Genomic DNA, 23,207 nt, shown 5'->3' with positions numbered 1-23,207 from the left:
GCCCCTACCGCCAACAAAAACCGAGGCATTTACTTTTTCTCTTCTGTCACTCTCTTAACACCAGGGTTTGTTTGCCTAAACGTTTCCTCAAATCTTATGAGAACGACACATCTGGCCCAACTCTTTTTTCTGAGCTGGAATATTATTTTAGCCCGCACCTTTATTCGACGCCCCAGTCGAAAATAACACAACAAGAATTACAAGATAACCAATAAATATAAAAGCCGACGCCATAAACCTAGAAAGATGTTTCCTTGACTCATTCGACATTGCTTTTGGGAAAAAAATTGACAATGGGCCCAAAAACCCGACGATCATTTTACTGCGTGTTGAGCCACCCCTCCTGCTTCGAATAAAGGTAACCATGTAGTAGCAACAGAATGCGATTGCAATCATCGCCGGCGAAAGCAACAGAAAAACCAGAACTGCATCCATGGCGCTAAGATCCAAACCAATTCTTCACCTTGTCAATAGCACCCTTTATCGCAGGAATCACCTCATTCCGAATCGACAGCGTTCGAGTTTGCTGGCCACTGACTTCCAAGCCCATTTGTGGACCGAATGAAACTGCGCCCCCAGTAATTCTTCCATCGGCACTTCTCTGCACACTGACACCAGCAGCCTTATAGCCCGCCTCCATATTCAGAGACTGCTCTCCCTTGTTACTAAGGAAATCGCCTTCTTGAAGCCCAATCTCCACGGCTGTCTTGCCAAGAAGCTTGCCTGCATGCACCACTGGCAGGTCGGATTCGATGATGACACCCGCATCCCATGATCCAGCATTATTCGAGACACCAATTCCGAAAGAGGCACCACCAACCAAGGGAACTTTCATTTTCACACCCACGTGAGCGAGCCAATTAAAGAGGTAGCTGAATGCGCCAGTTTGGGCGCCGTTCGAAAACTTTCCACCCCCCAACACGGAACCTGTGCCACCAACAACAGAGCTTACGATCGTCCCTTTGGCAATATCCATGAAGTCACCACGCTCGCGGACGGCAGAAGAAATCTCTTTCATTCCTGGCGCGAAGGTAGCCGCCTTCGAGAAGGCCGCACTAATAGCACCCGGCCCGCATTTTCCACCTCCAGCCACACTGGTGACGCATCCCGCCACACCATGCACCATGACCTGTCCGATCGGATCCGCAATCCCGCCCAGGCTCGAAAACACTCCTGCGCCACTGATCAGATCGCCTGCCTGGAAAAACATCGCTGCAGAGAACGCACCTTGTAAACCGCCTTGTAGTGAGCCGGAGCCCACTGCCCCTCCCACAAAGCCAGCAACTGCAGCTTGTGCAAGTGGCGACGTGATTCCAGTCGCGCCAAGGAAGCCCCACTCTGCACCCCAAATCGGAGCACCCGGTGCCAACCAAAAACTGATGGCAATACCGACAAACGGCCTTAGCTTTTTCCAGAGTTTGCTGAGGCTGAAATACCCACTGGGGTCGGTACAAGTGAGCGGGTTGTTGTAGCAATAAGCGTAGCGGTCGTAGTTCTGCAGCGCCAGCGGGTCCTGCACGAAGGGATCCGCCTGCATGAAGCGCCCCAGCGTCGGGTCAAACACCCGCCCGTTCATGTGGATCAGCCCCACGTCGTCCAGGTGCTCGTGCCCCGTGAAGCCCCGGTCCGTCCCCGCGTTGGTGTCCGTCGTCCAGTCGATCACCAGGTTGCCGTTCGCGTCGTACGCCGACGTCGTGTACCGCCGCTTGCCAAACGGGTCGTACGCATAGCGCGCCGTCACCGTGCCCCAGTGGTCCGTCGTCGCCACCAGGCTGCCCAGCTGGTCCTTGTGCCAGTACTCCAGCTTCACCGCCGTCACGGTGTCGGCCACCGGCGGCGCCGTGCCCGCCAGCGTGGGCAGCGCCCCGGTCGTCACCAGCACCCCGATGACGCCGCCACCCGCGGTGAGGTAGTGCCGGTTCTGCGCGCCGGCCGGCGCCTCCTCGCGCTCGAAGCCCAGCCCGCCCTGGTTGTGCGGGTGCAGGTTCCACGTCGTGCGCGTGCCCTGCGCGTTGCTGCGCACTTCCTTCAAGCGCTGGTGGTTCTCGTCGTACAGCCACGTGTAGCGCGGGCTGCCCCCGGGCCCGCCGATCCCGCTCTGCCCGTCTGGCAGGTTGAAGCTCGTGTACGACACGCTGCGGTACTTGCCCCCGCTCGCGCTTTGCAGGTTGCCGTTGAGGTCGTAGCCGTAGTCGACGTTGTTCGCCCCCACCACGCGCTGCAGCGCGTGCGGCCGCACGCCCGCGGTGGCCTGCGCACCGTAGGTGTACAGGCCCACGTCGCTCTTGTAGAGCAGCATGCCCAGCGCGTTGTACTGCAGGTTCACCGTGCGCGTCACCGGCGTGCTGTTGCCCGAGACCTGGTAGCTCGTCAGCCGCCCGATCGCGTCGTACTGGAAGGTGTCGAGCACCTGCACGCCGCTGGCGCCATCGCCCAGCGCGTCGATGCGGCTGGTGAGCTGGCCCACGCTGTTCCACGCGGTGCGCTGGTCGATGACGCCGGCTCCCCCGTTGACGCCGGCGGCCAGTCTCGTCACGCGCCCGGTGTCGGCTTCGGCTTCGCGCCAGCCCTGGATGCCGTTGTGGTAGCTCTGCTTTTGCACGCCGCCCCAGGCGTCCACGCTCATCGCACGCCACAGTTCGCTGCCGGCGTTCAGGGTGCGGGCGGCGGCGGCCGCGCCGCCGGGGGTCGCCGGCCGGGGTTGTACGGTGACGGCAGTGCCCAAAGTGACCGACTGCAGGAAGCCCTTGCCGGTGTAGACGTAGTTGAGCTTGACGCCGGTGGGGTAGGTCTGCGACGCGGGCTTGCCGGTGGTGGCGTCGTAGCTCACCGTGCTGGCGAAGGCCGGGCCGCCGCTGACGGTGAGCCGGGTGTCGGTGGGCCGGCCGAGCGTGTCGTAGACGTAGCTGCGGTTCAGCCCGTGGGTGGTGGTGACCTGGCAGAGCTTGCCGACGCCTTTGTTGCAGGTGCTGCCGTCGGCGTACTTGTCGTAGGTCCAGCTGGTGGCGTACTCGGGCTCGATGCGGTGCGTCGTGCGGCCGAGCTTGTCGTAGGCGATGGTGGTCCAGCCGGCGACGGTGGGCGCGGTGCTGCCGGCGCCGCTGACGCCGGGGCAGGCGCCGGCGGCGTGGCTGCCGCGCTGGTTGGAGGTTTGTTGGGCCTTGAGCTGGCCGAGCGCGTCGTAGCAGTAGCCGGTGACGCCGGCGTCGGGGTCGCTGAGCGTGAGCTTGCGTCCGCGCACGTCGTACGCGATGGTGGTGACGTTTTGCAGCGCGTCTTTGGTGGCCACGAGGTTGCCGAAGGCGTCGTGCACGTGCACGAGCTGCGCGCCGAGCGCGTCGGTGACGCGCACGACCTTGCCTTCGGCGTTTTTCTCCTCGGTGCGGGGGCGGCCCTTGTCGTCGGTGGTGGTGGTGACGAGGCCGGCGTAGGCGGTCGAGAGCACGGCGGCGCGCCGGCTGCCGCGGCTGCCGAAGGCCTTGCTGGCCACGCTGCCCTGGCCGTCGGTGGTGTAGGCGGCGGTGGGTCGGCCGAGCGCGTCGACCTCGGTGAGCGTCATGCCGTAGGCGCCGCCGCCGCCGGCGATGCTGGAGCCGGTGGCGAGGAAGTACGGCTGCGTCTGCAGCACGGCGGTGCCGTAGGCGTTGTAGTCGATGTCCTGGACGACGAGCTGGGTGGTGCCGCCGAGCTGGTCGGCGCCGTCGAAGGCCTGGGTGACGGTGCGCAGCTTGCGGCCGGCGCGGTCGAAGTACACGCGCGTGAAGGGGCCCATCTGCACCCCGTTGCTGCCGAGCGAGACGGTGTGCTCGTAGCGCAGCGCGTCGGCCGGGGCTTCGCCGCTGGCGGGCGCCGGGATGGCGGGGGCGCCGCCGTTGTGGCAGCCGGGGCTGTTGGTGGCGGTGGTGATGGCCACGCCGTTGAAGCTGACGCCGAGCGTGCAGTAGTAGCTGACGGTCTTGGTGCCGTCGGCCCGCGTTTCCTGCACCTTGCGCCCGAAGTCGTCGTACTGCCAGCTGGTGACGAGGCCGTTGGGGCCGGTGAGCGCGAGCACGGCGCCGAAGCGCGGGTCGTACGTGCGGCTTTCGCTCTGGCTCAGCGCGTTGCTGCTGCTGGTGGCGAACTGGCCGGCGGGCACGCTGACGCTGCTGCCGTTGACGCTGACGGTGTGCGTCGCGTAGCCCACGCTGGACGAGCGGCTGTCGAAGAGCGCGAGCCCGCTGGCGCCGGCGCAGCCGGCGGTGGTGCTGCTGGTTTTGTTGCCGTAGCTGTCGTAGGCGTAGCTGGTGGTGACGCACAGCTGCGGGTTGCCGGGCTCGACGGTTTCCGACTCGAGCAGGCCATCGGCCGCGTAGCCGAAGCTGCTGCTGCGGCTGTAGTTGTAGGGGTCGCCGACGGCCTGGGCGTGGGCGCCCGGGCCGGCAAGGACGGCGGCGGCGGCGGCAACGACAACACCGGCTGCGCGCACGGCGCGCAGGAAGTTCAGGCGGGCCATACGGTCAGTCTTCGAGCAGGAACTGGAGGATCACCGACAGCACCGCCGGGTTGACCGGCAGGCTGGCGCCGGCCGGCAGGGTGCCGGCGGTGGCGGTGGCTTGCGCGGCACCGCCGGGGCTGGTGGTGAGCGCGCTGCGCAGGTCGGGCGCGCTCGCGGTCACGGTGCTGGCGGTCAGCCGCCCGAGGATCCAGTTGTCGCCGCTGGTCTTGTTGGGGCAGTTCGCGCTGTCGGGCGCGCAGAAGGTGTTGCTGGTGGTCTTGGTGTAGCTGCGCGGCGCGCCGGCGACCGCGGCTTGCGTGGTCACCGTGATGGCGGTCGGGTCGCCGTAGTCGTTGTAGGTGTTGACGGTGGTGACCACCGGCAGCACCGCGCCGTTGAGGTCCCAGCCTTCTTCGACGCTCTTGCGCAGGTACGGCCGCGTGAGCTTGGCGCTGGTCGGGCACGGCACCGCGTCGGTGGCGGTGTTGGGGTCGGCGCCGGAGCTGCGGTCGCAGTAGACGTTGGTGGTGCGGCTGAGCAGCGGTGCGCCCGGCTGGTCCCAGGTGCCCAGGCGGGTTTCGGTCGAGCGCGCCACGCCGGCGTACGGCTTGTCCATCAGGTAGTTCGTGCGCACGGTCACCGCGCTGCCTTCCGGGCCGGTGGTCTGCTGCGTCGTCTGCCGGAAGCCCAGCACGCCGCGGCCATCGAGCGCGGCCTTCATCCCGCGGTAGGCGTATTCGGTGCGGGTCTTGTTGCTGCCGACCCCGGTGTCGGTTTCGACCGTGGTGATGACGGGCGCGGCGACCGTGAGGTCCACCATCGGGTAGATCGCCTTGTCGATCGTGCCGCGGTCGCCGGCGTAGCGACCGCTGCCGACCATCGAGGCGTAGCTGATCGTGGTCTTGAGGCCCGAGGGGCTGAGGACGCTGACAAGCAGGTCCGGCACCGAGGGGTCCGTGCGCACGTACAGCTGGTTCGATGTGCCTTCGCCGGCTGCCGGCGATTCCTTCAGCCGCAGGATCTGCTGGCTGCCGTTGCCCAGGAAGTCGCCGTTGACAAAGGTGAACGACCCACCGCTCGTCACCAGCCTGCGTGCGTCGGTGTTGAGGTTGAAGCTGCTCGATTTAGCGAAGGTGCCGTCTCCTTTGGAGATCAACGCCCAAGTCTGGGTCCCATCGTCCGACCAACGGATCAGATCCGTACGGCCGTCTGCGTTGAGGTCGACCATGCGCACGCCGTAGCTGCCACCCAGCATGCCCCAGGCGTCGTCGAAGTTTGTCGCCTTCTTCAGCAGCATGCCGGTCGAGGCCATCAGCTTGGACTTGCGGGCGCTCGACGGGTACAGGCAGTCCGAGCGGCCGTCGCCGTTGTAGTCGAGTTTGTTCTTGCAGTCGGCCACTTCGGTCGACTGCGTGAGGAGCTCGAAGTCCCCGTTGCCCAGCGAGCGCCAGATCTTGCCGGGCAGCACGATGTCCTGCAGACCATCGCCGTCCACGTCGATGACGTCGCTTTGCTGGTTGAGCGCGGCGCCTGAGGACCATTGGTAGAGGCTGAACGCCTGCACCGTCGGCGACGTCGGCATCAGCGTGAAGGTGCCGTCTCCCGCTCCCTTGTAGACCCAGGTGCAACGCGAGGACGCGGAACAGCCGGCCGCTTCCGAATTGCCGAAGCTCGTGCTGCGGACGATGTCGGGCTTGCCGTCGCCGTCGACGTCCAGCACATAGAACGTCGCACCCTGGGCCGGCATGCAGTCACTGCTGCCGGATTCGTTCTTGGTACACCAGCCAATGACGCCCCTGCGCTGTGCAAGGTCTGGCGCGGTGACCGTCACGCGCGTGAAGGCTCCCGTGCCTTGGTTGAGGTACAGGTAAGTGGGCTTGGCTCCGCAACCGGTGTCGCCTACCTTGGAATAACGCAGGATGTCGACGAGGCCGTCGCCGTTGAAGTCGGTGAGGATGCTGCCCTGGCAGCCGCCATCGGAGAACAGCCCCTCGTCAGCGCCCTTGATGTTGAAGGCCGTGACTTCCGTGAAGCTGCCATCGCCATTGCTGCGGTATAGCTTGTTCTGCGTCGGATCCACCCCGCCCCAGCGCAGCAGGTCCGCCCGCCCGTCGCCGTCGTAGTCGATGACCTCCGTCCCGAACTTGCGCTCGCTCGTGTACATCGGCGTGGTGGGCAGGGCTCCGCCCGCGAAGACGAGGTTCTGCTTGAACGTCTCGTCGCCGCCGTTCTGATACGTGAAGCTCACCGGGTTCTGGCACACGCCCGCGCCGTTGCACTCGGTGATGGTGGTCAGCCGCGAGCGGATGGTGGAGGGGTTGAGGCTGTAGCCCAGCGCGATGCGCTTGACGAGAATCGCCCCGGCCGCCGGGCCCAGCGCGGTCGGGTTGGCCGAGTTGACGTAGGTCTCGATCTTGTCCAGCCGGCGCACGCTCACGTTCTTCGAGCCGTTTTGGTACGCCTCCGCCCCGTCGGTGCGGTCGACGTACGTCAGCACCACCTTGGCCGTCGGCACGCTGCCGGTGGCGGTGTTGCCGGTGTAGTGCACTTCCTTGAGATTCCACTCGCGGCCGACCGCCGGGCCGTCGGGCATCACGCTGCCCCACGCCACGTCACGCTGCTCGTAGCGGAAATCGATGTAGTTGCCCTTGACGTCGCTGATGCGCGCCACCGCCCACACCGCTACCTTGGCCGTGCCTTGAGCCTTTACGCTTGCGTTGGCCAGCGTGCCCACCGACGGCGACGCGCCGTACTCGTACACCTGCCCCGCCTTGGTCCACACCTTGAAGTACTGCGGCCCGTTGAAGGACAGCAACGAATCTGTTATTAAGGTGCCCATACCGCCTGACACACCGTAGGCCCTCACCCGAGAGAACGTGTCGTTTTCGAGCCGGTACTCTCTGTAGCCTCCCAAGACCCCCATCGCATTGGAGGTCTGAGGGAAGGAAGCCGGTGTCCCTGATGCGTCTGTTTGAATGAGTCGCTGACCATCCAGGCACAGTTGATCCCCGGGACCGAACGCAACACCTCTGGACACGCCGTCGACCTTGACCGTCGACGGGCAGCGCGTGATCGCCGACACCCCTTGCAGGGACCAGCCGTGGCCCACCGGGCCGTTGAGGCCCCCGCTCGCGTACCTCAGCCCGAGGTTGGGCTGCATGCCCGAGACGCCCGGCGGCACCGCGATGGCATGGCTGTATGCCGCCGTGCCGCTGCCCGTCACGCTCACCTGCGCCATGCCCACGCCGTGCACGCACAGCGCCGCACCGAACACGGCTGCGCCCAGCAGCCCGCCCGTTTCCCTCATCCCTCGTCCCTCCCCGCACGCACCCTGCCCCTTCGGCCGGCGCGCCGCCTCTCCATTCCCTTGCACCGCCGGACTGCTGCCGGTCTACCGTGCCAGGGCCCTCAGAACCTCTCCAGCCAAGACACGCCGATCGTCGCCTTCAGCGAGTCATTGCATCCCGATGCATCGTACGCATGAAATGCTCAATATGAAACAAATACACCACTTCATCAGAAGGCATCAGTTGACTTGATTGAAATTTCCATGTTTTTTTGCCATGAAAGATCACATTTGCGGTTTACAGATGCTAGGTCAGCGGGACACCCACAATGAAATCCCGCAGCAGCGCCGACGCTTCATCGGCCGCACTAAGTCCCCTGGCCGGTACCCTCCACGCAAGCGGAGCGCGACCCCCCGCGGCAGCGCGGCAGCGATGTCCTGCGCATCCTCCAGCGGGCACACCGGGTCCTGGTCGCCCGCCAGCACCAGCACCGGGCACTGCAGGTTCGCCAAGCCGGGCAGCAGGTTCATCGACTGCTGCTCGCCCTCCCCGCCCCTGCGAAGAGGATGTCGGGGGTGAACCGCCTGCGCCGCGGCACCAGCGGAATGGCCGGCGGCCGGGTGCTGTAGAGCGACATGCACACGCGGTCCTACATGGCCCAGGTGTCTACGTTCGGCGAGTGGCGAGTTCGGACGCGGCAGGCAACGCGACGGGGGCGTACAGCCACGGCCCTTTCGGGGAGCCGAACCAGGCGGCGGGTGCGAGACCGAGGTACACGGGGCAGCTGTACATGCCGTACCTGGAGCTGTATTACTGCAAGGCTACAAGCGAGGCTCTACTCACCGGTGATCGGGCGGTTTTTACAGCCGGACTTGGCGGGCACGAGGATGGTCTGAACCTGTACGCGTACGTGGGCAACAACCCGGGGAACTACCGGGGTCGGCAGCAGGGCAGGAGCCATTGGGGGTGGCTTTGCAGCGGGCGGGGCAGTGTTGCTCGACGGGGCAGTCGCCTCGCATATCTCATACCGCATTAATTGAGCGACATTTTACCCAGCGTTGGCCTACCAGCCGCCGACGATTATTTCAGTCACACGGCATCTGTTGTCATCAAAATACAGCGCGACAATGCCACCCGTCAAATAGGCCGCCAACAGATTCGCTTTTATTCGATCAATTCCCGGATGACTGGGGTAGACAGACGCAAAGGCTGGCCCGTAGCCGGCATTGGAGGTGCAATTACTCAATGGCGGCGAAAGCGAGACATTGACGCCCCCATCAGCGGTAACCACCAACTTTTTGACGGCCACATTGATGGTCCAGCCTGGCCCCTCCGCCAGGGCCGGCTTGGTCACGGAAACCAAAAGACAGACGAGCACTTTGGCCAGTTTCATCGGTCGTAAAATTTGTTACCACTGATAAATGGTAGTTTATTTTGCATGTGAATTGATCTTTATTGCGAAAAGCGAAGCTCGATTATGTGTTAATTTGAAACATTCGTTGACGTAACTTGGTTCTTTTCCAACTTTGAATGGCCGAGCGTCGCAAGCTCAGCAGCTACCGCCTGGCGCACTCGGAAGTCCTCGGAGACCGGATCGAGGTCATGCCTCGCGGTGGATCGTTGTAGCGAGCTCGACAAGCCAAGACTCATCGGCTTTCTCGCCGGCGCCCGGCTCAGTTCAAACGCCGTCGCCAATGAATGCGCGCAGCCGCGCCAGCACCTCGTCCGGCCGGTCGCGCCAGGTGCCATGGCCGGCGCCCTCGACGCACGCGAAGCGCGACCAGCGCAGCGGCAGCGCGGCCGCGATGTCCTGCGCGTCCTCGAGCGGGCACACCGGGTCCTGGTCGCCGGCCAGCACCAGCACCAGCACCAGCACCAGCACCGGGCACTGCACGCCCGCCAGGCCGGGCAGCAGGTTCATCGACCGCTGCTCGCCGCCCGCCCAGGCGAACAGGATCTCCGGCCGGAAGCGGATGCGCTTCGACGTCTGCGGGTCCGCGGCCGGCCGCGTGTTGTAGAGCGGCAGGCAGACCCGCTCGTACTCGGCCCAGGTGCCGGCGCCCGGCTGCGTCCAGAACCGCTCCGCCGCCTCGCGCGCCGCGGCCCCGCCCAGCCGCTCGAACACCGCGAGCTTGCGCGCCAGGCCCAGGTGCGGCGACGTGCTGGACAGCACCACCGCCGCCGGGTGCGCCGGGTGCCGCGCCAGGTAGCGCTGCGCCACGAAGCCGCCGAACGAATGGCCGAGCACGACGGGCCGCTCGATGCCCAGCGCGCTGCACAGCCGCACCACGTCGTCGGCGAAGGTGTCCAGCGTCCACTCCTCGCTCGGGCGCGGGTCGCTGCGGCCATGGCCGCGGTGGTCGTAGTAGACGACCTGCGCCACGTCGGCCAGCCGGGAGAACAGCGGCTTGAAGCTGCTGTGGTCGAAGCCCGGCCCGCCGTGCAGCAGCAGCAGCGTGGGCTTCTCGCGCAGGCCGGTGCCGTCGGGCACGAAGGCGGGGCCCTCGACGTCGACGAACAGCCGCACCCCCGGCGCGATCTCGATCCGCATGGGGCGTTGCTCAGCCGTCGAGCCAGGCCGACAGCGGCTGCCACTGCGGCAGGTCGCGCTCCACGCGGCTGGGCGCCACGTCCCACAGCGTCAGGCCGTGGGCGGCGAGCTGCACGTAGTTCTGCGTGTCGCGCAGCTGCGCCACCACCGGCACGCCGAGCTCGTCGAGGAAGTGCCTGAGCTGGTCGGCCGCCAGCGTGTGCTCGCGCACCCGCATCGCGACGATGCCGATCCGCACCCGGTCGGCCCGCTTGTGCGCCTGCAGCTCCTGGAGGAAGGCGTACGTCGCCTGGATGTCGAACAGGCTGGGCTGCAGCGGCACCAGCACCTTGTCGGCGATCTTCATCACCTCGTCGAGCCGCTTGCCGCGCAGGCCGGCGGGGGTGTCGAGCACGACGTCGGTCGTGCCCTTGGGCGGCCGCACGATGTTGTCGCGCGCCACCTCCCAGCCGTGGATGACGGGCAGTTGCGGCGCCCGCAGCGCCAGCCACTGCCGGGAGGACTGCTGGCGATCGACGTCGCCCAGCATCACCGCCCGCCCCTGCCGCGCCATCCAGCCCGCCACGTTGGTGGCCAGCGTGCTCTTGCCCACGCCGCCCTTCGGATTTGCGACAACGACCACCGGCATCGGTACCTCCTGACGATTTGCGGTTATGGTAGCGAAGACACGCCCGCAGACCCCGCCTTGGCCTCGATCCTCGTCCTCGCCGCGCACCCGAACCTCCAGCACTCCCGCATCCACCGCACGCTGCTGAAGACCCTGCGGCAGGCCGCCCCCGTCGGCGTCGAGGTCCGCGACCTGTATGCGCTGTACCCTGACTACCTGATCGACGTGCCGGCCGAGCAGGCGGCGCTCGCCGGCGCCCAGCTCGTCGTCTGGCAGCACCCGCTGCAGTGGTACGGCATGCCGCCGCTGATGAAGCTGTGGGTCGACGAGGTGCTGTCCTATGGCTGGGCATACGGCTCGCAGGGCACGCACCTGCGCGGCAAGGACCTCTGGCTCGTCACCTCCACCGGCGGCAGTGCGCACGCGTACAGCCCCGGCGGCTACAACCACCATCCGTTCGAGGCCTTCCTGCCGCCCTACAGCCAGACCGCGGCGCTGTGCGGCATGCGCTTCCTGCCGCCCCGGGTGCTGCACGCCGCCCACCGCGCCAGCGAGCCCGAGCTGCAGGCCTTCACCGCCGGCTACCTGGAGCGGCTGGCCACCTATCCGGATTGGACGCTGCACCTCTCGCCCACCGCGGACACGCAGCGCGCGGTGGCGTCGAGCGACCGGCCGGCGCCCTGAGCACGCCACGCGCCCACCCGACATGGACCACGGCAGCACCTGGCTCGGCACCAGCCTCATCTACCTGACCGCCGCCGTGGTCGCGGTGCCGCTGGCGCGTGCGATCGGGCTCGGGTCGATCGTCGGCTACCTGGCGGCGGGCATCGTCATCGGCCCCTCGGTCGCCGGCTTCGTGAACGATCCGCAGGACATGCTGCACTTCGCCGAGTTCGGCGTGGTGCTGATGCTGTTCCTCGTTGGCCTCGAGCTGGAGCCGAAGCGGCTGTGGGCCATGCGCCGGCCGATCTTCGGCTGGGGCAGCGTGCAGACGCTGGGCTCCGCGGCCGTGATGGCCGGCGTGGCCGCCGCCGCGGGCGTGGAATGGCGGCTGGCGCTGGTGGCGGCGCTGGGGCTCGCGCTGTCGTCCACGGCGATCGGCCTGGGCGTGCTGGCGGAGCGCAACCTGATGGCGACCGGCGCCGGCCGCAGCGTGCTCAGCGTCGCGCTGCTGCAGGACATCGCCGCCATCCCCATCCTCGCGCTGATCCCGCTGCTCGCCTTCGGGGGCGAGCGCGCGCCGCACGGCAGCGGGTGGATCGAGGCCGCCAAGGTGCTCGGCGTGATCGCCGGCATCGTGCTCGGCGGCCGGCTGCTGCTGCGGCCGGCGCTGCGCTGGATCGCCGGCAGCCGCACGCCCGAGATCTTCACCGCCGCCGCGCTGCTGCTGGTGGTGGTCATCGCCGCGCTGATGCAGGCGGTGGGCCTGTCGATGGCGCTGGGCGCCTTCCTCGCCGGCGTGCTGCTGGCCGAGAGCGAGTACCGCCGCGAGCTCGAAACCGACATCGAGCCGTTCAAGGGCCTGCTGCTGGGCCTGTTCTTCATCGCGGTGGGCATGAGCATCGACTTCGGGGCGGTGCTCGAGGCGCCCGGGCTCATCGCGGCGATCGTCGTCGGCTTCCTGCTCCTGAAGATCGGCGTGCTGCTGGGCATGGCGCGGCTGATGCCGATCCCGCTGGTCGAGCGGCCGGTGTTCGTGGTGCTGCTGGCGCAGGGCGGGGAGTTCGGCTTCGTCGTGTTCCAGACCGCGCAGCAGGCGGGTGTGATCAGCGCGGCGCAGTCGTCGTTGCTGGCCGCGGTGGTGGCGTTGTCGATGCTCGTCTCGCCGCTGCTGCTGGTGCTGAGCGACCGCTGGCTCGTGCCTCGCCTGGCCCGGCAGGCGCCCCGCCGGCCGAAGGACGCCGGCAGCGAGCTGCGCGAGCCGCAGGAGGCGCCGGTGATCATCGCGGGCTTCGGCCGCTACGGGCAGATCGTCGGCCGCCTGCTCTTCGCCAACGGCGTGAAGACCACCGTGCTCGACCACGATGCCGATGCGGTCGACACCGTGCGCCGCTTCGGCATGCCGGCCTTCTACGGCGATGCGACGCGGCTCGACCTGCTGCGCATCGCGGGCGCCGCGCAGGCCAGGGTCATCGTGGTCGCGATCGACGACGTGGACCAGAGCCTGAAGCTGGTCGACCTGGTGCAGCAGCACTTCCCGCACCTGACCATCGTGGCCCGCGCGCGCAACGTCACCCACTACTACGGCCTGCACGAGCGCGGCGTGAAGCTCGTGGAGCGCGAGACGCTGGACGCGGCGCTGATGAGCGGGCGCAGCGCGCTCGAATCGATGGGCTGGCAGCCCCACGAGGCGCGCCGGCGCACGATGCTGTTCCGCAGGCACAACCTGCGGCTGCTCGAACGCATGGCCCCTCACTTCCGCGACGAGGCCAAGCTGATCGCGATCACCAAGCAGGGGCGGCAGCAGCTGATCGAGCTGTGGGAGCGGGAGCGCGCGCAGGCGCAGCAGGACGGCGGCCGGCAGGACTGGTACGCCGCCAACGACGGCTTCGACGGCACGAAGGGCCGTTGAAGCCTCCCGCGGGCGCGGCGCGGTTCAGCGCAACCCGTCCCACAGCAGCTTGCTGCCCGTGAGCAGCATGCCGATCGAGAACAGCCGGTAGAAGAGCTGCTGCGGCACCCGCCGCACGAGCTTGATGCCCAGCCACACGCCCACCGGCGCCAGCGGCGCGAGCACCGCCGAGGTCGCCAGGTTGCGCCCGTCGATGAGGCCGAGCCACGCATACGGGATCCACTTCGAAGCGTTGACCGCCGCGAAGAACACCGCCATCGTGGCGGTGAAGCGCACCGGGTCCAGCTTCAGCGGCAGCACGTAGAAGCCGATCGGCGGGCCGCCGGCATGCGCCACGAAGCTGGTGAAGCCCGACACCGTGCCCAGCACGAAGCCCAGCCAGCGCGGCGGCGGCGGTGCATCGGCACGCGGCGGGAACAGCGTGCGGATGGCCAGGAAGAGCAGCGTGATGCCGCCCACCACCGCGGCCACCACCTTGGCAGAGAGCACCCCGAACAGCAGCGTGCCCACCACCGTGCCCAGCAGTCCGGCGGGCAGCAGCAGGCGGATCAGCTTGCGGTCGACTTCCTTGATGAAGGCCATCAGCCCCAGCGCATCCATGATGGCCAGCAGCGGCAGCATGATGGCGGCGGCCTGCGGCACCGGCACGGCCAGCGCCATCAGCGGCACCGCCAGCGCGCCGAAGCCGGCGCCGAAGCCCGTCTTGCTCAGGCCCATCAACAGCACGGCCGGGATGGCCACGGCGTAGAACCAGGGATCGGTGATCAGCGCGGGCACGGGGGCTTCAGGTCCTTTCGGCCGCGGCCTCGGCGATCCACTGCGCCGCCCGCTCGGCGATCATCAGGGTCGGCGAGTTGGTGTTGCCGCTCGTGATGGACGGCATCACGCCTGCGTCCACCACCCGCAGCCCGCGAACACCGAGCACCCGCAGCCTGGCGTCGACCACGGCCATCGGATCGCTCTCGCGGCCCATCTTCGTCGTGCCCACGGGGTGAAAGATGGTGGTGGCGATGTCGCCGGCGAGGCGCGCCAGTTCGTCGTCGGTCTGGTACTGCGTGCCGGGCTTCCACTCCACCGGCTTGTACTTCGCCAGGGCCGGCTGCGCGACGATGCGCCGCGTGAGCCGCAGCGATTCGGCCGCGACACGCCGGTCCTCGTCGGTGCTGAGGTACTGCGGAGCGATCGAGGGCGCATCTTCGACGCGCGGGCTGCGGATGCGCACGCGCCCGCGGCTGGTCGGATTGAGGTTGCAGACGCTGGCCGTGAACGCCGGGAACGCATGCAACGGCTCGCCGAAGGCATCGAGGCTCAGCGGCTGCACGTGGTATTCGAGGTTGGGCCATTCGCGGCCCGCATCGCTGCGCGCGAAGGCGCCGAGCTGGCTGGGCGCCATGCTCATCGGGCCGCTGCGCTTCAACGCGTACTCCAGCCCGATGCGCGCCTTGCCGGCCAGGCTGCTGGCCAGCACGTTGAGCGTGGGCACCTGCTCGACCTTGAAGACGGCGCGGATCTGCAGATGGTCCTGCAGGTTCTCGCCGACGCCCGGCAGGTCGTGCCGCACCTCGATGCCGTGCTGCCGCAGCAGCGCGCCGGGGCCGATGCCCGACAGTTGCAGGAGCTGCGGCGTGCCGATGCTGCCGGCGGCGAGGATGACCTCGTGATGCGCATGCACCGTCACCGCCTCGCGGCCGTTCCACAGCACGAGGCCCGAGCAGCGCGGCATGCCGTCGGCATCGGTGTCGACCAGCAGGCGCTGCACCTGGGAATTCACCCACACGTCGAGGTTGCGCCGCCCGCGCGCCGGCCGCAGGAAGGCCTTGGCGGTGTTCCAGCGCCAGCCGCTGCGCTGGTTGACCTCGAAGTAGCCGACGCCTTCGTTGTTGCCTTGGTTGAAGTCAAACGACGCCGCGATGCCGGCCTGCTGCGCAGCCTGCGAGAAGGCGTCGAGGATGTCCCAGCGCAGCCGCTGCCGCTCGACGCGCCATTCGCCGCCGGCGCCGCGGGCGCGCAGCGACTGCAGGTAGGCGTTGCCGTGGGCATCGCCCGCCCCGCCGTTCGCATCGGCCTGCAGCAGCGCGGGCATCGTTCCTTGCGCGCCATGCAGCGGCTGGGCGCCGCCGTGGTAATCCTCGTGCAGCAGGAAGTACGGCAGCACGCTGCGCCAGGCCCAGTCGTCGCTGCCGGTGGCCGCGGCCCAGCCGTCGTAGTCGCGCGACTGGCCGCGCATGTAGATCATCCCGTTGATGCTGGAGCAGCCGCCCAGCGTGCGTCCGCGCGGGTAGCGCAGCTGCCGCCCGTTGAGGCCGGCGTCGGGGTCGGTCTGGTAGAGCCAGTCGGTGCGCGGGTTGCCGATGCAGTAGAGGTAGCCGACCGGGATGTGGATCCAGTGGTAGTTGTCGGGCGGGCCAGCCTCGATCAGCAGCACGCGGCGCTGCGGATCGGCGCTGAGCCGGTTGGCCAGCAGGCAGCCGGCGGTGCCGCCGCCGACGATGACGTGGTCGTAGGTGACTTGGGCTGCGGCCATCTTGCTTCAGGGTGGGATGACGCCTCGATCAGCGGCATGGTCGATCGACGAAGACGCCATGGTATCGAGTGCCGCGTGCAGGCGAGCGGCTTGGCCACATCGCGCCCGGCCTGTGCCGAGGTCCAGGGGCGTCAGGCCGTCAATCCGAAGTCCGATGCCAAGCCTGGCGCGGGGCAATGGAACCTGACCGGGCCGTCCGGCTCACCGCGCAGGAACTGCCGTGTCTCGGGATCCACGCTAGCCATCAGTTCTGCCGGTGCTCCCTGCGCCACCGCGCGGCCGCGCCGGGCGAGCAACACCACGCAATCGCTGATCGCCATGCATTGGGCAACGTCATGGCTCACCACCAACGAGGTGGTGCCGATGGCGTCGTTCAGCCTGCGGATCAGCTGGGCGGTCACGCCGATGCTGATCAAGTCCACGCCGGCGAACGGTTCGTCATACAGGATCAGTGGGGGTCCAAGGCAATGGCGCGGGCCAGGCCACGCGACGCGCCATGCCGCCGGACAACTGGGCAATGCGCAGCCCGGCGGCGCCACGCAGGCCGACCGCATGGAGCTTCATCAGGACCAGGTCGCGCACCATGGCATCGGGAAGTGCCGTGTGCTCGCGCAGCGGGAAGGCGACGTTGTCGTAGACCATCTCCTGCGCCGCGCGGCGCGAAAACGTCAGCAGAAGGAGGCGCTGCGGATCGGCACCGCGGCTGGCAAGCGTGAGGGTCTTGTTGTTGAGGGACGCCAGCGGATCGAGGCGGACGGCCGAAGGTACGGCGGACATCTTGAACTGTACATTTATACAGCCCAAGGTGCCTGCCTGCGACCCCTCCGCTCGCAAGACGCTCCGGGAACGCGCAAGCCTTGATCGTCGTGATGGCCGGCTTGCCGAGAATTCCCGCTCGACTCCAACGGGCCCGGGGAGCGTGGATTCGCCAAGGCCCAGCTTATTGATCGACGCCAGTTGCGTGGCCTCGAGCCCGCTGCAGGAAGGCCTTTACTGCGGCGGCATTTGTCAACGGGGCTACAGCCGGCGACGCCTTCGTCGTCGCCGGCTTCGCCGAGGCGGTCTGTGCCGCCTTGTTGGCCGGGCCTCTTTGGCCGCAGCGAAGGTTTTTAGCAGTTGCCAGGTAAATACCTTGTCAATCGGCGCCCGCCGTCGATCGCAGCGGTGCGCGTCCGGGCCAACCCGCTCGTGTTACTGAGCGGCAGACCCGATCAGAAAATCTTCGGGTTTCTTGCCAGCTTCGACGGCCGACTTGAGCCACTTTGGTTGCAAACCACGACCCGTCCAGGTGCTACCAGATTCCGGGTCACGGTATTTCGGGGCCACCTTGGAGCCAGCCACCGACGAGGCCTTGGGGGTGGCGGACTTCGCATTCAGGTCGGCAAGCGACAGTCCGTTTTCCGCCATGAGCTCACGAATCTTGGCGATCGCCTCCGTCCGCTGGCTCGATTGCATGTCGCGAATCTGCCGTTCCAGTTCTTCCCGCTGCGCAAGCAGAGCCTTCAAATCAGTCGTCATTTTCGTATCCTCGGTGTTCGCGATGGCCTGAATTCTAAAGCGGTACTCTGCGCAAACGTGTCGAAGAACTCCTCATCGAGTAATCATCCACTGAATTGATGGCCTGCGGTCTCGGGGCACCGAGCGTCATGGCCGGGCCCCTGGCGATTTTCACGCGACGTCGGCATGGAACTCCCAGGTATTGCCATCCCGGCGCGCCGGTGCAGAAATCCAGGGCGGCGATGCGCAAAAACAGGGCTTCCCGGAAAGCCAGGGGACCCTCGTGGACAGGTCGGCAACTGCCAAGCTCGGCACCTCGACAGCCGGTGCCCGCATCGGCCCCTTGTTCAAGCCGTACTTGCAGGCAGCGGCTTCCGCATGGCGAAGGCAGCTCGACCGGGCCCATGCCCAGCTTCCGGGCGTATGCCAGGTGCTGCCGCGACACGGCGGCTTCGGTGCAATGGGTCGCCACGTGCACGACGCGGGCGCCGGCGTCATAGGCGTTGCGCAAGTCGTGTGTCGTGCCGATGCCCACCCACAGCAGTGTGCTGACGCGGGTCCGGGTCACCGTTTCGGCCACGGCAGCGATCCACTCGACGTCGGTATGGGCGCCGAAGCCGTAGTTGAAGCTGGTGCCCTCGAGCCCATCGCCGTGCGCGACCTCGATGCTGTCCACACCGGCGGCGTCGAGCGCTGCAGCGATGCTGCGCACGTGCGCGAGGCTGTACTGGTGCCGGATCGCGTGGCTGCCGTCGCCCAGCATCACATCGGAGATGTAGAGCTTCTTGCCGTTCATGCGGCCTCCTTCAAGCCGCGCGCGACGCCGCTGGCGATGCGCCGCCGGGCCATCATGTCGCCGCAGGCCAGCGCCGCCGAGGTCATGATGTCGAGGTTGCCTGCGTACGAGGGCAGGTAGTGCGCGGCGCCTTCGACCTCCAGGAACACCGTGTCGCGCATGATCAGCGGCGGCTCGGCAGGGTTCAGCACGCTGATCGCCTTGCCGCGCTCGGCCCCTCCGAGCTTCTCGATGGCCGTGGGCGAGCCAGCGTGGCGTGCCGCAGCGTCCGCGTCAGGAACAGGTCGTAGGCGCTGCCCTCACCCACCGCAATGCAAGCGCCATCCCGATCGAGGTCGGCTGCGGCGTTGAAGCCATCGCCGGCACCATGTACGCCCCTTCGATCCCGAGGTAAGGCAGCGTGAAAAGAATGTGGCTGGCGCGCTTCGGATCTTCCGCCAGGAAAGCGACGTCCCAGGCGCCCGAGGCCATCGCCTCGAACACCTTGCCCGCGGCGTCGAAGAGAACAAGCTCGATCTCCACGCCGAGCCGCTCGCCAAGCGCCCGTGCAAGGTCGACCGATACGCCGCGGAGCTTGCCGCCCGACGGGTCTCTCTGTGCCAGCACGCTGTTGCCGAGGTTGATGGCGCAGCGAATCCTGCCGGAGGGTGCGAGGTCGTGCAGCACCTCGCTGTGGGATGGGTCCGCCACGGCGTTCAGGGTGCGCGTTCAAGCACCGCCTGGCGCGGGCGCTCGCCGCTCGCCGCTCGCCGCTCGGATCGTCGCTCGAATACACCTGGGTGAGTGCGCCCACCCGACCGCTCAGCGGTATGGGGGTAGCCGGCGGGCTTGACCCTGCGGAACGCGATGCAGCCCTGCGCATCGGTGGTGAACTTGCCTCGCAGGTTCATGTCGGCCTGCTCGGGGTCCTGGTTCTCGTGGCAGCCCTCGCCCGAGGTGTGCCACACGTCCACTTCCGCACCCGCCACGGGCCGGCCCTGCGGATCACGCACCCATGCATTGACGAAGATCGGCGTGCCCGCCGTCGCCGACCGCACGATGGAGCCGCCGTTGGCGGTAGGCGGCGAATCCATGCGCCAGAACGGCCCCATGAGGTTGGCGGTCGTGTCGGTCTGTCCGTTGTCGCCGTTGTTCAGCAGGCAGACCAGCGAAGAAAGCCCGAGCGAACCCGCGATCAACGAGGTCTACGGCGCCATGGAAGCGAAGGCGATCGACGGTCACGAGAATGCGAGTTCGGTGATCCTGTCGAACAAGATCTATGAGGTGCAGAAGTACCTGTCGATCACCAATCACGTCTACGCGTCCAACATCATCCTCTTCAGCAAGAAGACCTGGGACAAGCTGACGCCGGTGAAGCAGAAGATCCTGCAGGACGCCGCCTACGAGGCACGCGACTACCAGCGCGCGGCCAGCCGGGAGATCGCGGGCAAGGCGGTCGGCGAGTTGCGCAGCCGCGGCATGCAGGTCAATGAAGTGAGCCCACCCGAGCTCGCGCGGATGCGCCAAACCGTGCAACCGGTGCTGGACAAGTTCGCGCCTGAATACGATCAGGGGGTGGTGCGCCTTTTCCGCCAGGAACTGGAGCGCGTTCACAGCATGTGACGCCAGCCGCTGCGCGCTGGCGGCATCGGCGGGCCCGCGGAGCGGGCCTGCTCAACTTTTTGACAGGAGACCCCATGAAGACCTTTTTGATGCTGCACGGCGCCAACCACAACATGTACGGCAAGCGCGACCCGGCGCAGTACGGCACCCTCACGCTGGAGCAGATCGACGCCAAGGTTCAGGCATTGGCCGAGGAACTCGGCGTGAAGCTCGAGCGCTTCCACTCGAACATGGAGGGCGAGGTGTGCGAGCGGATCCACAAGGCGCTGAACGATGGCATCGATGGCGTGCTGTTCAATCCGGGCGCCTGGACGCACTACAGCATTGCGATTCGCGATGCGCTCGAGATGCTGACCGCGCCGGTGATCGAGATCCACATGTCGAACATCTACGCCCGGGAACCCTGGAGACACCACTCGGTTTTCAGCGCCATCGTCAAAGGCCAGATCTGCGGCCTGGGGCTCGACAGCTACCTGCTGGGGCTTCGCGCCGTCGTGTCGGCGGCCAATCAATAGTTCCGGGCCCGCGCCTGCAGCGCGCATCCGAACGGCTGAGGCCAGCGTACCGAGCTTCTGGTAGCACCACCCCTGGCAGTGGCCAGCACGACCGAAGAGGGCTGCGCTCGGCTTCACCGACGGGGCAAACGCCAGCATGGTGGCGTCGCCCAGATCGTCTATTTCGTCGAGATCCCACTCTGCACGCGAGCAACTCGCCACGCAAAGAAAAACGGGCTAGCGCTTGTGGCGCTAACCCGTTGATCTAGAACTACGTTCTGGTGCGGCTGGCAGGATTCGAACCCACGACCCCTTGGTTCGTAGCCAAGTACTCTATCCAACTGAGCTACAGCCGCTGAAGCCTCTCAGTATAGCGATCTTTTGAGAAGCTGGTCAATTTTTTTGTACTCTTTTCATTCACACGTCGCTGCGGCCTGTTCTGAACGCACGGCACGGGCCTCGTCGCCCTCCTCGCGCGCCACCCGCGCCAGCATGCGCCAGGCCAAGCGGCGGCTGGCGCTGTCGAGCGAGGCACTGCCGGCCGCCTGCTCCAGCGGGCGCCGGGCCTTGCCCCACAGCTGGCGCTCGGCAAACGCCGCTCCCACGGCCAGGACGACGGCAGGTTCGTGCGCATGCCCGAGCAACGCCGCTTCGAGGCGCGGCAACCATTCGGATCCGATGCCTTGCAGGCAGGCGCACAAGGCCCGCGCGACGTGCTCCCGCCCGTCGGCGCCCCATTCGGCCATCTGCTCCCAGAAGGGCTTGAGCCACTGCCGGCCCTCTTCGTGGCGCCCGAAGCTCGCGGCGCGCGTGGCCGCGCGGGCCGCGACGTAGGGATCGCGCCGGTCGCCGGGCTCAAGTTGCAGCCACGCGGTACGCAACTGGTCGGCGTCGTGTGTGGCGTCGATGGCCTCGAACGCCAGCGAACGCAGCAGGCCCTGGGCCGCCACCGGCGAGAAACCCTGGTGCTTGGCGAGCAGCCTTGCGCTGCGCAGCGCATCGAGGGGCTGGCGCATCTGCCTCTGCGCCTGCAGCCGGAGGCGCAGCGCCTGGGTGCGGCGTGCGACACCCGGCGGCAGCTCTGACAACAGCTGCAGTGCGCGGGGACCGTCGCGGTCGTCGAGCGCCCATTCCGCCGCGAGGAGCTGCGCGCCCTCGTCCGCGACACGCGGCAGGCCCGGGCGCCTTGGCTGGCGCAGCGCCTGCGCCAGGTGCTCGTCGCGCCGCGCGCGGTCCTGCAGGCGATGGAGGCTGGATGCCGCCAGCAGATGCGCCAGCACACGCAGTTCGGGATCGGGCGCCAGATCGGCCGCACTGTCCTGGATGGACAGCGCACGCTGCGCAGCCTTCTGGGCGCGGCCGTAGCGCGCACCCAGGAACTCGGCCAGCGATTCGCGCAGCGCAGCCTGGGCGGCGCGTTCGCGCCGCGCCATGCGCCATTCCCGCGCCCGGGCAGGCAGGCCGATCAGCGTGTTCACGCCGCTGATGGCCGAAACCAGCGCGAAGCACAGCAGCATCAGGCCCACGACGAAGAGGTTGAGCGACAGGTCCAACCGCCAACCGCTCCAGTAGAAGGTGACGAGTCCGTCATTGCGCCCGAGGGTGGAGGCGGCCACCACCGCCACGACAAAGAGCAGGACCAGCCAGATGATCGATCGCATGGGGGACAGGGGCACTCAGCGGCCGGCCGCGACGGCAGCCAACGCGGCAAGGGTGTCGTCCGGACGCGGCACCCCGGTTTGTCTGGCCTGGTTCATCACCTGGCGCAGCAGCTCGTTCGCGGACTGCACACGGCGGGAACTGCGGTCGAAGTAGCGATCCAGCGTGGACTGCGCATCGCGCAGGTCGGCCTGTGCGCTGTCGAACTGGCGCGACAGCAGCGCCAGCCGCGCATTGAGCAGGCGCAGCTTCAGGTTCTCGCGGATGAAGAAGACCTGGTCCGGCGCGGCCAGCACGGCGTCGGGGTTGTCGACCCGCGTCACGCGCACCAGCGACCGCACCTCGTCCCACACGATCGCCGCGCCACGCTCCCAGTAGTCGACCGCGCGATCGCGCCAACCGGCTTCCGCGGCCGATGCCGCCGACGCCGCGGCCGCGGCCGCGCGCGTGGCGGGCTTGCTGCGCCAGGCGCCGTCGCTGCTGCGCCGGGGCTCCGCCACCGCCAGCAGCGGCAGTTCGTCGACGAGCCGCACCGCTTCGTCGAGGCGGATGCCCAGCGTGGCCACGTCGGCGACGCCGATCGCCTTGACACGCTCGAGGTCACGCGCCACGGCGCGCCGCACGCGCTCCATGCGCGGCTGGTTGTAGCGGCCGAGGCGCTCCTCGACCTGGCCGAGTGTCGCCACCAGCGGCTCGGCACTCCCCGTGATGGCGCTTTGCTGCAGGGCGCCGCGGACGGCAGCCTCGAGATCGGCCACGAGGTTCTCGTCGCGCGAACGCGAGAGCGCCTGCATCAGCTCCTCGACCTGCGAGCGCTGCAGCGCCACCTCGGACACCCGCGCTTCGAGCAACGCCACCTTGGCGGAGGCTTCGCGGGAGGCGTCCTGAGACTGGCGTGCCAGCAGGCGGGCCTCGGACGACTGGCTCTGGCTCTCCTGCTGCCGGCGGACGAGTTCCTGCTCCAGCCCACGCAGGCGGCGCTGGGTGTCCCACGCGATCCCCAGCGCCGCGATGCACAGCAGGGCGGACCCCAGCGCCACGATGCCCCACCAACGCGACGGGGAACGCGCGGAGGACGGTGCGGAGGTTGCGGCCACCGGCATGGTGGCTGGAAGAACAGCGTCGTCGTTCACGGTCGAAGGAT

19 protein-coding genes, 1 tRNA gene and 2 pseudogenes are annotated in these 23,207 nt (G+C 67.6%); 4 read left to right on the top strand and 18 right to left on the bottom strand.

Translation table 11 applies throughout. From position 1 onward, the window contains the following. Nucleotides 1-439 precede the first annotated feature (439 nt). From V4F39_RS06880 to V4F39_RS06855, 6 genes are all read right to left on the bottom strand, one after another. A complete protein-coding gene (locus tag V4F39_RS06880; protein WP_332288572.1) occupies nt 440-4,492 on the bottom strand; it encodes an RHS repeat-associated core domain-containing protein in 4,053 nt (1,350 codons plus the stop codon). 4 nt (nt 4,493-4,496) lie between these two features. Next, nucleotides 4,497-7,712, bottom strand: a complete 3,216-nt coding sequence (locus V4F39_RS06875; protein WP_332288764.1) for an FG-GAP-like repeat-containing protein — start codon at nt 7,710-7,712, stop codon at nt 4,497-4,499. A gap of 360 nt (nt 7,713-8,072) precedes the next feature. Next, nucleotides 8,073-8,291 carry an alpha/beta fold hydrolase gene (locus V4F39_RS06870; RefSeq protein ID WP_332288571.1) on the bottom strand — a complete coding sequence of 73 codons (219 nt, stop codon included), beginning with the start codon at nt 8,289-8,291 and terminating at the stop codon, nt 8,073-8,075. A gap of 533 nt (nt 8,292-8,824) precedes the next feature. Further along, nucleotides 8,825-9,154 carry a hypothetical protein gene (locus V4F39_RS06865; RefSeq protein WP_332288570.1) on the bottom strand — a complete coding sequence of 110 codons (330 nt, stop codon included), beginning with the start codon at nt 9,152-9,154 and terminating at the stop codon, nt 8,825-8,827. Nucleotides 9,155-9,439: 285 nt separating this feature from the next. Then, a complete protein-coding gene (locus V4F39_RS06860; protein ID WP_332288569.1) occupies nt 9,440-10,312 on the bottom strand; it encodes an alpha/beta fold hydrolase in 873 nt (290 codons plus the stop codon). Nucleotides 10,313-10,322: 10 nt separating this feature from the next. Beyond that, the gene (locus V4F39_RS06855) at nt 10,323-10,940 is read right to left on the bottom strand and encodes a nucleotide-binding protein (protein WP_332288568.1); all 618 of its coding nucleotides are present in this window, start codon (nt 10,938-10,940) and stop codon (nt 10,323-10,325) included. A 57-nt stretch (nt 10,941-10,997) separates the two neighbouring features. On the opposite strand from V4F39_RS06855, the gene kefF reads away from it, so the two are divergent. Next, on the top strand, nt 10,998-11,603 hold the full coding sequence (gene kefF / locus V4F39_RS06850) for a glutathione-regulated potassium-efflux system oxidoreductase KefF (RefSeq protein ID WP_332288567.1): 606 nt from the start codon (nt 10,998-11,000) through the stop codon (nt 11,601-11,603). A 22-nt stretch (nt 11,604-11,625) separates the two neighbouring features. Further along, on the top strand, nt 11,626-13,491 hold the full coding sequence (gene kefC, locus V4F39_RS06845; RefSeq protein WP_332288566.1) for a glutathione-regulated potassium-efflux system protein KefC: 1,866 nt from the start codon (nt 11,626-11,628) through the stop codon (nt 13,489-13,491). Nucleotides 13,492-13,515: 24 nt separating this feature from the next. Here kefC and V4F39_RS06840 read toward each other — a convergent pair whose 3' ends face one another. From V4F39_RS06840 to V4F39_RS06805, 9 genes and pseudogenes are all read right to left on the bottom strand, one after another. After that, complete coding sequence (locus V4F39_RS06840) at nt 13,516-14,268, bottom strand: sulfite exporter TauE/SafE family protein (protein ID WP_332288565.1); 753 nt, start codon at nt 14,266-14,268, stop codon at nt 13,516-13,518. 7 nt (nt 14,269-14,275) lie between these two features. After that, the gene (locus V4F39_RS06835; protein ID WP_332288564.1) at nt 14,276-16,015 is read right to left on the bottom strand and encodes a GMC family oxidoreductase; all 1,740 of its coding nucleotides are present in this window, start codon (nt 16,013-16,015) and stop codon (nt 14,276-14,278) included. 131 nt (nt 16,016-16,146) lie between these two features. Then, the gene (locus V4F39_RS27185) at nt 16,147-16,437 is read right to left on the bottom strand and encodes an ATP-binding cassette domain-containing protein (RefSeq protein WP_378235064.1); all 291 of its coding nucleotides are present in this window, start codon (nt 16,435-16,437) and stop codon (nt 16,147-16,149) included. Between the two features lie 16 nt (nt 16,438-16,453). Continuing rightward, entirely contained in the window at nt 16,454-16,792 is a 339-nt protein-coding gene (locus V4F39_RS27180; RefSeq protein ID WP_378235063.1) for an ATP-binding cassette domain-containing protein, read from the bottom strand. 414 nt (nt 16,793-17,206) lie between these two features. Continuing rightward, nucleotides 17,207-17,533 (bottom strand): H-NS histone family protein, encoded by a 327-nt coding sequence (locus tag V4F39_RS06825; RefSeq protein WP_332288563.1) that lies wholly within the window; start codon nt 17,531-17,533, stop codon nt 17,207-17,209. Between the two features lie 373 nt (nt 17,534-17,906). Then, nucleotides 17,907-18,308: pseudogene (locus V4F39_RS06820) on the bottom strand (4-hydroxy-2-oxovalerate aldolase); the annotation flags it as partial. Beyond that, nucleotides 18,305-18,547: pseudogene (locus V4F39_RS06815) on the bottom strand (acetaldehyde dehydrogenase (acetylating)); the annotation flags it as partial. The pseudogenes V4F39_RS06820 and V4F39_RS06815, both read right to left, overlap by 4 nt. 34 nt (nt 18,548-18,581) lie before the next feature. Then, entirely contained in the window at nt 18,582-18,998 is a 417-nt protein-coding gene (locus tag V4F39_RS06810; protein WP_332288562.1) for a transporter substrate-binding domain-containing protein, read from the bottom strand. A gap of 5 nt (nt 18,999-19,003) precedes the next feature. Next, nucleotides 19,004-19,486, bottom strand: coding sequence for a dioxygenase family protein (locus V4F39_RS06805; protein WP_332288561.1), 483 nt, complete (start codon nt 19,484-19,486; stop codon nt 19,004-19,006). Between the two features lie 16 nt (nt 19,487-19,502). On the opposite strand from V4F39_RS06805, the gene dctP reads away from it, so the two are divergent. Beyond that, nucleotides 19,503-19,910: a TRAP transporter substrate-binding protein DctP gene (gene dctP, locus V4F39_RS06800; protein ID WP_332288560.1), complete on the top strand. Its 408-nt coding sequence runs from the start codon at nt 19,503-19,505 to the stop codon at nt 19,908-19,910. Between the two features lie 74 nt (nt 19,911-19,984). Continuing rightward, nucleotides 19,985-20,425, top strand: a complete 441-nt coding sequence (gene aroQ / locus V4F39_RS06795) for a type II 3-dehydroquinate dehydratase (protein WP_332288559.1) — start codon at nt 19,985-19,987, stop codon at nt 20,423-20,425. 258 nt (nt 20,426-20,683) lie between these two features. Here the strand turns inward: aroQ and V4F39_RS06790 are convergent. The 3 genes from V4F39_RS06790 to V4F39_RS06780 form a co-directional block, all read right to left on the bottom strand. Continuing rightward, a tRNA-Arg gene (locus V4F39_RS06790) sits at nt 20,684-20,760 on the bottom strand. A 57-nt stretch (nt 20,761-20,817) separates the two neighbouring features. Next, nucleotides 20,818-22,065: a heme biosynthesis HemY N-terminal domain-containing protein gene (locus V4F39_RS06785; protein ID WP_332288558.1), complete on the bottom strand. Its 1,248-nt coding sequence runs from the start codon at nt 22,063-22,065 to the stop codon at nt 20,818-20,820. 15 nt (nt 22,066-22,080) lie between these two features. Beyond that, nucleotides 22,081-23,196: a uroporphyrinogen-III C-methyltransferase gene (locus tag V4F39_RS06780; RefSeq protein WP_332288557.1), complete on the bottom strand. Its 1,116-nt coding sequence runs from the start codon at nt 23,194-23,196 to the stop codon at nt 22,081-22,083. Nucleotides 23,197-23,207 lie beyond the last annotated feature (11 nt).

The organism is Aquincola agrisoli (assembly GCF_036621135.1).
Taxonomy (GTDB): Bacteria; Pseudomonadota; Gammaproteobacteria; order Burkholderiales; family Burkholderiaceae_C; genus Aquincola; species Aquincola agrisoli.
The sequence above is the reverse complement of the archived record's forward strand: the minus strand, read 5'-3'. Positions and strand labels throughout refer to the sequence as shown.